The 11,801-nt window shown below is 69.4% G+C and carries 9 protein-coding genes and 1 tRNA gene; 3 read left to right on the top strand and 7 right to left on the bottom strand.

The window, feature by feature from the left end:
* The first annotated feature begins 7 nt into the window (after window positions 1-7).
* Complete coding sequence (locus ACH4ZX_RS11055; RefSeq protein ID WP_398270865.1) at window positions 8-760, top strand: class E sortase; 753 nt, start codon at window positions 8-10, stop codon at window positions 758-760.
* A gap of 96 nt (window positions 761-856) precedes the next feature.
* Here the strand turns inward: ACH4ZX_RS11055 and pknB are convergent, their stop codons facing one another.
* The 6 genes from pknB to ACH4ZX_RS11025 form a co-directional block, all read right to left on the bottom strand.
* The gene (gene pknB / locus ACH4ZX_RS11050; RefSeq protein WP_398270862.1) at window positions 857-2,884 is read right to left on the bottom strand and encodes a Stk1 family PASTA domain-containing Ser/Thr kinase; all 2,028 of its coding nucleotides are present in this window, start codon (window positions 2,882-2,884) and stop codon (window positions 857-859) included.
* A gap of 170 nt (window positions 2,885-3,054) precedes the next feature.
* Entirely contained in the window at window positions 3,055-4,527 is a 1,473-nt protein-coding gene (locus ACH4ZX_RS11045) for a peptidoglycan D,D-transpeptidase FtsI family protein (protein WP_398270859.1), read from the bottom strand.
* Window positions 4,524-5,972: an FtsW/RodA/SpoVE family cell cycle protein gene (locus ACH4ZX_RS11040; RefSeq protein WP_398270856.1), complete on the bottom strand. Its 1,449-nt coding sequence runs from the start codon at window positions 5,970-5,972 to the stop codon at window positions 4,524-4,526. Before ACH4ZX_RS11040 ends, ACH4ZX_RS11045 begins: the two co-directional genes overlap by 4 nt.
* A gap of 27 nt (window positions 5,973-5,999) precedes the next feature.
* Window positions 6,000-7,559, bottom strand: a complete 1,560-nt coding sequence (locus ACH4ZX_RS11035) for a Stp1/IreP family PP2C-type Ser/Thr phosphatase (protein WP_398271201.1) — start codon at window positions 7,557-7,559, stop codon at window positions 6,000-6,002.
* A 98-nt stretch (window positions 7,560-7,657) separates the two neighbouring features.
* The gene (locus tag ACH4ZX_RS11030) at window positions 7,658-8,170 is read right to left on the bottom strand and encodes an FHA domain-containing protein (RefSeq protein WP_360755040.1); all 513 of its coding nucleotides are present in this window, start codon (window positions 8,168-8,170) and stop codon (window positions 7,658-7,660) included.
* A 10-nt stretch (window positions 8,171-8,180) separates the two neighbouring features.
* Complete coding sequence (locus tag ACH4ZX_RS11025) at window positions 8,181-9,035, bottom strand: FhaA domain-containing protein (protein ID WP_398270853.1); 855 nt, start codon at window positions 9,033-9,035, stop codon at window positions 8,181-8,183.
* A gap of 487 nt (window positions 9,036-9,522) precedes the next feature.
* On the opposite strand from ACH4ZX_RS11025, the gene ACH4ZX_RS11020 reads away from it, so the two are divergent.
* Both ACH4ZX_RS11020 and ACH4ZX_RS11015 read left to right on the top strand, forming a co-directional pair.
* Window positions 9,523-9,606: transfer RNA gene (locus ACH4ZX_RS11020), tRNA-Leu, on the top strand.
* Between the two features lie 377 nt (window positions 9,607-9,983).
* Window positions 9,984-11,282: an SLC13 family permease gene (locus ACH4ZX_RS11015; RefSeq protein WP_398270850.1), complete on the top strand. Its 1,299-nt coding sequence runs from the start codon at window positions 9,984-9,986 to the stop codon at window positions 11,280-11,282.
* A 13-nt stretch (window positions 11,283-11,295) separates the two neighbouring features.
* Here the strand turns inward: ACH4ZX_RS11015 and ACH4ZX_RS11010 are convergent, their stop codons facing one another.
* Window positions 11,296-11,787 carry a CBS domain-containing protein gene (locus ACH4ZX_RS11010; RefSeq protein WP_398270847.1) on the bottom strand — a complete coding sequence of 164 codons (492 nt, stop codon included), beginning with the start codon at window positions 11,785-11,787 and terminating at the stop codon, window positions 11,296-11,298.
* Window positions 11,788-11,801 lie beyond the last annotated feature (14 nt).

Below are 11,801 nucleotides of genomic sequence, written 5' to 3'. Positions count from 1 at the left end.
GAACAACGTGGCAGCGACCACCGGCGGCACGCAGCACGAAGAGCACACCGGGGACTCACCGCCGGACGACGCGGCTCCCCGGCGTCCGGGCCGCATCGCGTTCGCGGTGAGTGTCTTCGGTGAACTGCTGATCACCTCGGGCCTGGTGCTGGGCCTGTTCGTCGTCTACTCGCTGTGGTGGACGAACGTGGTCGCGGACCGCAAGGCCGACCGGCAGGGCGACAAGGTCCGCGACGGCTGGTCCCAGGGGCCGACCGGTCCGGGCGCGCTGGACACCAAGAACGGCATCGGCTTCCTCCACGTCCCCGCCATGAAGAACGGCGAGGTCCTGGTGGAGAAGGGCACCTCGGCGAAGGTCCTCAACGACGGCGTGGCCGGCTACTACACGGACCCGATGAAGGCGACGCTCCCGATGACGGGCAAGAAGGGCAACTTCACCCTCGCCGCCCACCGGGACGGCCACGGCGCCAAGTTCCACAACATCGACAAGGTGCAGAAGGGCGACCCGATCGTCTTCGAGACGAAGGACGAGTGGTACGTCTACAAGGCGTACGCGGTCCTGCCCGAGACCTCGAAGTACAACGTGAAGGTGCTGTCGCCGGTGCCGAAGGAGTCCGGCCGCAAGAAGCCCGGCCGCTACATCACCCTGACGACGTGCACCCCGGTGTACACGTCCCGCTACCGCTACGTCGTCTGGGGCGAACTGGTCCGGGTCCAGAAGGTGGACAACGAACGGACCCCGCCGAAGGAACTGCGGTGACCGGCCGGCCGCGCTGACGGTCGGGCGGCTTCCGACGACGAGAGCCCCGGGCCCTTGCGGGCGCCGGGGCTCTCGTGTGTGCCGGGTGCGGGCGGGTCAGTTCTCCTGGCGGTACGCGACTCCGTTCACGCCGCCGAAGAAGTTGGTGCCGCCGTTGTCGTTCCCGCCGTTGTTGCCGCCCTGGGCGACGGTGATGAGGTCGACCGAGGTGCCCTTGTCGACGGTGCTGCCCTGGCTCGGGTTGGAGCCCAGGACTATGGCGTTGTCGTCCGTCGCGCCGGTGACGTTGCCGACCTGGAGACCCGCCTGCTGCAGGGCCTTCCTGGCGTCCTTGAGCCTCTGGCCCTGGATGTTGTTGGGAACCTGAACCTGCTCGTTCTGCTTCGCCTTGCCGATCTGGATGGTCACCGCGGAGTTCTTCTTCACCTGGCTGCCGGCGACCGGGTTGGTGCCGATGACCTTGCCCACCAGGGCGGCGTTGTCGGTCTCCACGTCGGTGCAGTTGCCGACCAGGTTGCTGGCCGTCATCTGGGCCTTCGCCTCGTCGCAGCTCTTGCCCGAGACGTCCGGGACCGGGACCGTCTCGGCGGCCTTGGCGATGGTGAGGGTGATCGTCGATCCCTTCTCCACCCGCTTGCCGCTGACCGGGTCCTGGTCGAGGACCTGGTTCGCGGTCTCCGAGGACTCGCGGGTCTTCGTCTCGACCTGGAACTGGTAGTCGTCGCCCTCCAGCTTCGACTTGGCCTCGTCCAGGCTCAGGCCGATCACGCTGGGGACGGTGACCTTCGGGGCGCCCGTGGACACCACGAAGTTGACGGTGGAGCCCTTCTTGACGTCGGTGTTCTTGCCCGGGTCCTGCGAGCAGACCTTGCCCTTGCTCTGGGCCTCGCAGGGCTTGCGGGTGATCTCGCCCACTTCGAGGTCGCTGTTGGCCAGCAGCTTCTTGGCGTCGGCCTCGGTCTGGCTGACCAGGTTGGGCACCGGGACCGTGTCGTTGCCCACGCCCCCGTTGCCGCTGAAGGCCCACTTCCCGATCAATATGGCGCCGATCAGCACCAGGAGGCCGGCGACGACGAGGAGGATCGTGGAGGTGTTGTTCTTCTTCTGGCGGCGGCGGTCCGGACGGTCGTCGTAGCCGTAGCCGCCGTCGTCCGGGTTCATGGGCGGCAGCATCGACGTGGCGCCGGCGCCGGCGCCCGCGTCGGCGCGCAGGGCCGTGGTCGGCTGGTCGTCGGGGTAGCCGCCGTAGCCCACCGGGCTCATGGCCGCCGCGGCGGCGACGGGCTGGCCGTCGAGGCAGGCCTCGATGTCAACGCGCATCTCGTCGGCGGACTGGTAGCGGTAGTTGGGGTCCTTGGTCAGGGCCTTCAACACGATCGCGTCCATCTCGGGCGTGATCTCGGGGTCGAAGACGGACGGCGGCTGGGCCTCTTCCCGCACGTGCTGGTAGGCGACCGCGACCGGGGAGTCGCCCACGAACGGTGGGCGGACCGTCAGCAGCTCGTACAGCAGGCAGCCGGTGGAGTACAGGTCGGAACGGGCGTCGACCTGCTCGCCCTTGGCCTGCTCCGGCGAGAGGTACTGCGCGGTGCCGATGACCGCCGCGGTCTGCGTCATCGTCATGCCGGCGTCACCCATGGCACGGGCGATGCCGAAGTCCATCACCTTTACCTGGCCGTTGCGCGTCAGCATGACGTTGGCCGGCTTGATGTCGCGGTGGACGATGCCGTTGCGGTGGGCGTACTCCAGGCCCTGGAGGATGCCGATGGTCATCTCCATGGCCCGCTCCGGCAGCAGCTTGCGGCCGGAGTGCAGCAGCTCACGGAGCGTGGAGCCGTCGACGTACTCCATCACGATGTACGGGATCGAGACCCCGTCGATGTAGTCCTCGCCCGTGTCGTAGACCGCGACGATCGCGGGATGGTTGAGCGAGGCGGCCGACTGGGCCTCCCGGCGGAACCGGGCTTGGAAGGACGGGTCGCGCGCGAGGTCGGCGCGCAGCGTCTTCACCGCCACGGTGCGGCCGAGGCGGGTGTCGTGCGCGAGGTAGACCTCCGCCATGCCACCACGGCCGAGCACCTGGCCCAGCTCGTACCGGCCGCCGAGGCGACGCGGCTCTTCCATAGCTTCCTACCAGCCCTCTCCGTCGGTCCCGACCGGCACTGGTGTGCGGTCGGAGGCTGCCGTCCGGGCCCTACCGTACCCGGACAGCTGTGTGCGACTTGGCCGAGCCCGTCACCCGATACAGGACCGGTATCGCAACGTGCACCGATGCGTTGGGGACGTGACCGGGGTCACTTCTTGGAGTCGATGACCGCCTCCATCACGCTCTTGGCGATCGGCGCCGCGAGGCCGCCACCGGAGATGTCGCCGCGGTTGGCGCTCTCGTCCTCGACGACCACGGCGACGGCCACCGGCGAGCTGCCGTCGCTGAGCTTGGCGTACGAGATGAACCAGGCGTACGGGTTCTTGCTGTTGGCCACACCGTGCTGGGCGGTACCGGTCTTGCCGCCCACGGTGACACCGTTGATCTGGGCCCTCGTGCCGGTGCCCTCCTTGACGACCGTCTCCATCATCGACTGCAGGATCTGGGCGTTCTCCGAGGACAGCGGCTGGCTCAGCTCCTCGGGGTCGGTCTGCTCGATGGTGTCGAGAGTCGACGACTGGAGCTTGTCGACCATGTACGGCTTCATCAGCTTGCCGTTGTTGGCGACCGCGGACGCCACCATGGCCATCTGCAGCGGCGTCGCGGCGGTGTTGAACTGGCCGATGGAGGACAGCGCGGTCTGCGACTGGTTCATGTTGTCGGAGAAGACGGAGGCGCTGGAGCGCGTCGGCGTGAACTGCTCGGCGTCGAAACCGAACTTCTTCGCCTCGGCGAGCATCTTGTCGTTGCCGAGGTCAGCGCCGATTTTGCCGAACACGGTGTTGCAGGAGTACCGCAGCGCGATCCGCATGGTGGCGTTCTCGCAGGGGATGTTGCCCTCGTTCTTCAGGGGGGTCGTGGTGCCGGGCATGATCCACGGCAGCGGCGTCTTGGTCTTCTGGTCGGCGGAGCTGTACAGCCCGTTCTCCAGCGCGGCCGCGGCGGTGACCACCTTGAAGGTGGAGCCCGGCGGGTAGGTCTCGCGCAGTGCCCGGTTCAGCATCGGGTCGTCGGGGTTGTACTTCTTCTGCAGCTTCTTCCAGGCGGCGGCGTCGTCGTTGGAGTAGCCGGCGATGGTCGAGGGGTCGTACGACGGGTACGAGGCCAGCGCCAGGATCTTGCCGGTGGACGGCTCGAGGGCCACGACGGCGCCCTTGCCACGGCCCTTCAGCCCGTTGAACGCCGCCTTCTGCGCGGCGGCGTTGAGGGTGGTGACGACGTTGCCGCCCTGCCGCTGCTTGCCGGTGACCATGTCGAGGGTGTTGCGGAAGAAGAGCCGGTCGTCGTTGCCGGTGAGGATGCCGTCCTCGATGGACTCCAACTGGTTGGCGCCGAAGGCCTGGGAGGAGTAGCCGGTGACCGGGGCCCACATGGGCCCGTTCTTGTAGGTGCGCTTGTACTTGAAGTCGCCGTGCTTGCTCTCGACAAAGCCGGTGACGGCGTTGCCGTCGACGATGATGTCGCCCCGCGGGTTCGCGTACCGCTCGATGGCCACACGGCGGTTGGCCGGATCGGTGCGCAGTTTGTCGGCCTGGGCGTACTGAAGCCAGTTGTCACGGATCAACAGGGTCAGGACGAGAAGTCCGCAGAAGATCGCGATCCGGCGCAGGGGCTTGTTCACGGGCGGACCACCTGGGTCATCTCGGCGTCGGGGTTCGGGGCGGGGGCCGGGGCGGGGCGGCGCGCGGTGTCGCTGATGCGGATGAGGATGCCGATCAGCGCCCAGTTGGCGATGACGGACGAACCGCCGTACGCCAGGAACGGCATCGTCATACCGGTCAGCGGGATCAGGCCCATGACGCCGCCCGCGACGACGAAGACCTGGAGGGCGAAGGCGCCCGAGAGACCGACCGCCAGCAGCTTGCCGAAGGGGTCGCGGGCGGCGAGGGCGGTGCGGATGCCGCGCTCCACGATCAGGCCGTAGACGAGCAGGATCGCCATGATGCCCGCGAGGCCGAGCTCCTCGCCGAAGGTGGCGAGGATGAAGTCGGAGTTGGCGGCGAAGCGGATGAGTTCGGAGTGGCCCTGGCCCCAGCCGGTGCCGAGGGTGCCGCCGGAGCCGAAGGCCCACAGGGCCTGCATGGCCTGCTCGGAGTGGACGATGCCGTCCGTGCTCCCGTTGCGGCTGAGCGTGTACTCGCGCATCGGGTCGAGCCAGGCCTGGACACGGGTCTGGACGTGCGGCTCGAAGCTCGCCACGCCGACGGCGCCGGCCGCGGACATCAGCAGACCGAAGACGATCCAGCTGGTCCGCTCGGTGGCGACGTACAGCATGATGACGAACATTCCGAAGAACAGCAGCGACGTACCGAGGTCGGTCTCGAAGACGAGGATCAGGATCGAGATCGCCCAGACGACGAGGATCGGCCCGAGGTCGCGGCCGCGCGGCAGGTACAGACCCATGAAGCGGCGGCTGGCCAGGGCCAGCGCGTCGCGCTTGACCATCAGATAGCCGGCGAAGAAGACCGCCAGCACGATCTTGGCGAACTCACCGGGCTGGATGGTGAAACTGCCGACCTTGATCCAGATCTTGGCGCCGTAGGTGAGGTCGGCGCCGAGGCCCGGGACGAGCGGGAGCAGCAGCAGCAACAGCGCGCCGGCCATGGAGATGTAGGTGTAGCGCTGCAGGGTGCGGTGGTCCTTGAGGAAGACCAGCACCACGACGAAGAAGACGATGCCCAGGGCCGTGTAGATCAGCTGGTTGGTCGCCTTGCCGCCGGCCACACCGATCTGCTGCAGCAGCTTCGACTGGTCCAGCCGCCAGATGGCCACCAGCCCGAGTCCGTTCAGCAGCGTCGCCAGCGGCAGCAGCAGCGGGTCCGCGTACGGCGCGAACTTGCGCACCGCGAGGTGGGCGATGCCGGCCAGGAGGCCGAGGCCGAGGCCGTAGCTCAGCAGGCCGGCGGGCACCTGGTCGTCGATCGCCAGTCCCACGTTGGCGTAGGCGAAGATCGGGATGACGACGGCGAACACCAGCAGCGCGAGCTCGGTGTTGCGCCGGCTGGGCGCGCCGATCGCGCCGATCGTGGACGTGTGGTGCGTCGACGGGTTGGTAGTACTGCTCATCGTGTGACGGGGCCTCTCACGGCTTGCCTACTGCTTACCGCACAGCGAGACGACCTTCTGCTCTTCCTCCGAGAGGGTCGGGCCGGGGCTGGGAGTGGCGGTCGGGGACGCGGACGGGTTCGGGGACTTGGTGGCCGACGGGCTCGGCGACGCCTTGGACGCGAGGGAGGTGGTGGTGGTTCCCGTGGTGCCGCCGGCCTGGCCCTCGCCGGTCTTGGCGTTGTTCTCGCTGTCGGCCGCCTCCCGCTGGGCCTGCTTCTTGCACGCGGAGGCCTGCAGGGCGAGTTCGTCGACCTTCGAGGTGGCGTCCTTCAGGCCGCCCTCGGCGATCGTGGCCTTGACCTGCTTCTGCTGGTACACCGGCAGGTACTTGAGTTCGATCTCGGGGTGGTCCTTCTCCACCTTCGACAGCGACACCCAGGCCAGGTCCTGGCTGATGCCGCGGTACAGCGCGACGTGCTCGCCGTTGGCGCCGACGTAGTACTGCGTCTGCGTCCAGCGGTAACCGCCGTACAGGCCACCGCCGATGACGGCGAGTGTGACCACGCTGTAGAAGGACCTCTTCAGCCATCTGCGGTTCTTGCGCGGCTTGACGAAGTCGTCGTCGGTGTAGTCGCCGAAGCCGCCCGTCGGGACGAAGCCGGTGGTGTCGCCGGAGCCGGGCGGGCCGAACTCGCCGCCGCCGCCATGCCCGTGGCCCTGCCGGCCGAGGCCGGAGGCGCGGCCGGCCGGGGTCTGCATGATGTTGTTGTCGTGCAGCTGGTTCTGGTTCTCGGCGACGGCGCCCACCACGACAGGCGTGTCGGACAGCTGCCCGGCGAGGGTGTCCCCGGTGTCGAGGTCGAGGACGTCGGCGACGATGACGGTGATGTTGTCGGGGCCGCCGCCGCGCAGCGCGAGCTGGATGAGCTCCTGGACGGTCTCCTGGGGCCCCTGGTAGCTGGCGAGGGTGTCCTCGAGGGTCTGGTGGGAGACGACGCCGGAGAGGCCGTCGGAGCAGATCAGATAGCGGTCGCCGGCCCGCACCTCGCGGATGGACAGGTCCGGCTCGACGTGCTCGCCGCTGCCCAGCGCCCGCATGAGCAGGGAGCGCTGCGGGTGGGTGGTGGCCTCTTCCTCGGTGATGCGGCCCTCGTCGACCAGGCGCTGCACCCAGGTGTGGTCCTGGGTGATCTGGGTGAGGACGCCGTCGCGCAGCAGGTAGGCGCGGGAGTCGCCGACGTGCACGAGACCGAGGCGCTGGCCGGTCCACAGCAGGGCGGTCAGCGTGGTGCCCATGCCCTCGAGCTGGGGGTCCTCCTCGACCATGGCGCGCAGCTGGTCGTTGGCGCGCTGCACGGCGGCGCCGAGGGAGGTGAGGATGTCGGATCCGGGCACGTCGTCGTCGAGGGCGACGATGGTGGAGATGGCCTCCGAGGAGGCGACCTCGCCCGCGGCGGCGCCGCCCATGCCGTCGGCGATCGCGAGCAGCCGCGGGCCGGCGTATCCGGAGTCCTCGTTGCCCTCCCGGATCATGCCTTTGTGCGATCCGGCGGCGAAGCGCAGTGACAGACTCATGCGCACCTCGCCCGTCGGCTCCGGGTACATCCGCACGGTGCCCACCCTCCGGTCGGGAGCGCGCCGGGGCCCTGGGTGACGGCCGCCGCTGCGTGCTCGCTCCGCTCGCGCTCATTCATGACGTAGCACTACTTCCGCAGCTCGATGACGGTCTTGCCGATGCGGATCGGCGCGCCCAGCGGGATCGGCGTGGGGGTCGTCAGCCGGCTCCGGTCGAGGTACGTGCCGTTGGTGGAGCCCAGGTCCTCGACGATCCACTGGCCGTCGCGGTCCGGGTAGATCCTGGCATGGCGGCTGGAGGCGTAGTCGTCGTCCAGCACGATCGTGCTGTCGTGCGCCCGGCCCAGCGTGATGGTCTGGCCCTGCAGCGCGACGGTGGTGCCGGTGAGTGTGCCTTCGGTCACCACCAGCTTGGTGGGGGCGTTACGGCGCTGGCGCCCGCCCGACTGCTGGCGCTGCGGCGGAGGCGCGGCCTGCTGGCGGGCTGCCTGCTGCGGCCGCGCGGCCTCCCGCCGGGAGCCGCGCTGGGTGACGCGCGTACCGAACAGGTCGCTGCGGATGACCTGCACGGCCACGATCACGAACAGCCACAGTACGGCCAGGAAACCCAGCCGCATGACCGTGAGGGTCAGCTCTGACATTGCCCCCGCTTCACCCTTCGGCTTGCCTATAGATAACGGTGGTGCTGCCCACGACGATCCGCGAGCCGTCGCGGAGCGTAGCGCGGGTGGTGTGCTGCCCGTCCACCACGATGCCGTTGGTGGACCCGAGATCCTGGATCGTCGAGGGCATTCCGGTCCGGATCTCACAGTGCCGGCGCGAGACGCCGGGGTCGTCGATCCGCACGTCGGCGTCGGTGCTGCGGCCCAGCACCAGCGTCGGGCGGGAGATCTGATGGCGCACGCCGTTGATCTCGATCCAGTAGCGGGTGCGTCCGCCGGCCGTCGGCGCGGCGGCCGGGGGACGCTGGGCGCCCGCGGGCTGCGGGTAGCCGTAGCCGCCGGGGCGTCCGCCGGGCGGCGGCGCGGCCGGCATGGGCGGGGCGCCCGCGGGGGCTACGGGCGGCGGGTAGCCGTAGCCGCCGTGCCGGGGCGCGGCCGGGGCGGCGGGCGCGGCGGACTGCTGGTTGGTGGAGGAGGCGAGCGTACGGCTGCGCACCCGGTACAGGCCGGTGTCGAGGTCGTCCGCCTTCTCCAGGTGGACCTTGATGGGGCCCATGAAGGTGTAGCGCTGCTGCTTGGCGTAGTCGCGCACCATGCCGGCGAGTTCGTCGCCGAGCTGGCCGGAGTAGGGGCTGAGCCGCTCGAAGTCCGGCGTGCTCAGTTCCACGATGAAGTCGTTGGGCACGACGGTGCGGTCGCGGTTCCAGATGGTCGCGTTGTTGTCGCACTCGCGCTGGAGCGCTCCCGCGATCTCCACGGGCTGGACCTCGGACTTGAACACCTTTGCGAAGGTGCCGTTGACCAGACCTTCGAGACGCTGCTCGAACTTCTTCAGGACTCCCATGGGGCACCTCCTCCGTAGCTGCTGCCGTCCGTCGTCCCGCCCTGCGGGCACTGCCTTACCTGGTACTGCTTACTGATCGTATCCACGCGCCGGTGAATCGGCCGGTTCCCCCTGTCGACCCCGTCGACGGGTGTCGACGCCTGACGAAGTTCCCTGCGGAGCAGTCGTTCGAACTCCTCCCGTGAACTCCTTCTGCCCAGGATCGTAGAGGCGGCTGCAGACCAGTGTCCCGCACCCGGCTGTGCACCTGTCCCGGCGCCGGGGAAGAGGAGCCGGACCGGTACGAGGTTGATACGCGATCCGGTACGCCCTGAGACACCCCGGCGGGGAGCGGGGCAGCGGGAAACGGCCCGGCGGACGCACGACTGCGCTGGTCGGGGGCCGCCCCGGCACAAGTGATGTGAACCCACCCCGCCCAGCGTGCTAATGTTCTGCGTGTCGGAAGGCGCCGGACCGAAAGGCCCGGAGCCCGAGGACAACACCCAATGCGCGGGTGGCGGAATAGGCAGACGCGCTGGATTCAGGTTCCAGTGCCCGCAAGGGCGTGGGGGTTCAACTCCCCCCTCGCGCACAGAAGCGAAGCGGTCCCACCGTGATCACGGTGGGACCGCTTCGCTGTGTCCTCGGCCCGGCGGTTCCGGTGCGGTGTGATGATGCTTACACACCGAAGTTCGGCTTCCGGTCCGGTGGATCCGGCTGTCCTCCCGGCGGATCCGGCCGCCTTCGTGTCGTCGCGGTACCGGTCGGTGATCTGCCGGAGCCGGGTCGAGGACATGTAAGGTTCCCCACGGTGTGCCGGGAAGCCTGGTCGGCGAGCAGGAGAGCGATCTCTCTTCCGATCGGGGTGACGGCCATGGTGCTCGTGGTGGTGTCCGGTGCCGCGCTGCCTGCGGTGTGCGCGGACGGCTGCCCGCGCCGCCCGCCCCCGACCACGCCGGGGGCCCGTGCGTGAACGACTGGCAGAGCTGGGCGGCGGTCGTCGTCTTCGTCGGCGCGTACGCCCTGATCATCAGCGAGAAGATCCACCGCGTCGCCGTCGCCCTCGGCGGGGCCGGCCTGATGCTGGCGGTCCGGGCGACCGACGACAGGTCGGCCTTCTTCTCCGAGCACAGCGGCGTCGACTGGAACGTCGTCTTTCTGCTCATGGGCATGATGATGATCGTCGGCGTGCTGAAGAAGACCGGGGTCTTCGAGTACCTGGCGATCTGGTCGGTGAAGCGGGCCCGGGCGAAGCCCTTCCGGGTGATGGCCATGCTGGTCGTGATGACGGCGCTGGCGTCGGCCCTGCTGGACAACGTCACCACGGTGCTGCTGATCGCGCCGGTGACGCTGCTCGTGTGCGAGCGCCTCGCGCTGCCGGCGGCGCCGTTCCTGATCGCCGAGGTCATGGCGGCGAACATCGGGGGGACCGCGACCCTGGTCGGTGACCCGCCCAACATCATCATCGCCAGCAGGGCCGGACTGGCCTTCAACGACTTCCTGGTCCACCTGGCCCCGATCGTGGCCGTCCTGCTGATCGCCCTGCTCGTGGTGTGCCGGGTGATGTTCCGCGAGACGTTCCGCTACGACGGGGACCGGGCCGCCGAGATCATGGAGCTGGAGGAGCGCGAGGCCATCGAGGATCCCCGGCTGCTCGTGCAGGGCCTGGCGGTGCTGGCGCTCGTGGTCGCCGGCTTCGTCCTGCACCCGGTGCTGCACTACGCGCCCAGTGTCGTCGCCCTGCTCGGCGCCGGACTGCTCATCGCCGTCTCCACGGCGGAGACCCGCGAGGTCCTCGACGAGGTGGAGTGGCCCACCCTGGCCTTCTTCGCCGGGCTCTTCATCATGATCGGCGGTCTGATCGAGACCGGTGTGATCGGCGAGATCTCCAAGACCCTGGCCGACACGATCGGCGACAACGAGCTCGCCGGCTCGATGACCATGCTCGGTGCCTCCGCGGTCCTGTCCGGCGTCGTCGACAACATCCCCTACGTCGCCACGATGGCGCCCATCACCAGCGATCTGGTCCGGAACATGGGCGGCGGCGCGGACCACGTCATGTGGTGGGCGCTGGCCCTCGGCGCCGACCTGGGAGGCAACGCGACGGCCATCGGCGCCTCCGCCAACGTCGTCGTGCTCGGCATCGCCGAACGCAACCGGCAGCCGATCTCCTTCTGGCAGTTCACCAAGTACGGCTTGGTCGTCACCGGCGTGACCGTGGCTCTCGCGCTCGCGTACGTGTGGCTGCGCTACTTCGCGCTCGGCTGACGCCGCTCGCGGGTCAGGAGGGGTCCGGCGTGCCGGCGGCCCCGAGCAGCTCGTGCAGCAGGTGCGAGGCGGTGATCACACCCAGCAGACGCGTGCCGGTTTTCCCGCGCTCGCCCTTCGCCCGTTCCGCCACGGCCACCAGCGGGCTGCGCACCCGCGCCATCAGCGCGGCCACCTCCAGCGCGGTGTCGTCCGGGGCGGCGATCGGCGGCGGGTCCGCCTCCTGCGGCAGACAGTCTCCGACGGTCCGGCCCGTCAGGGCCCGGCAGAGCCTGTCGGCGTGCTTCTCGTCGACCACGGCGGCGAGCGTCGGGTCCTCGACGACGTAGGCGGGCACGAGCGCCTTGACCATCTGGGAGGCGGGAAGGATCGCCTTCGGTTCGCCCAGCTCGTCCACCACGAGCAGCCCCGGCAGCCTGTGCTCGGCCATCAGCCGGGCCGCGTCCTCGGCGTCGCTGTCGACGCCCACCGTTTTGTACTCGACCGCCAGGTCACGTGCGCGCATGGCGGGCTCCCCTC

The organism is Streptomyces sp. NPDC020490 (genome assembly GCF_044335305.1).
Taxonomy (GTDB): Bacteria; Actinomycetota; Actinomycetes; order Streptomycetales; family Streptomycetaceae; genus Streptomyces.
Note: the sequence above shows the minus strand (reverse complement) of the source record. Positions and strands in the feature narration are given on the sequence as shown.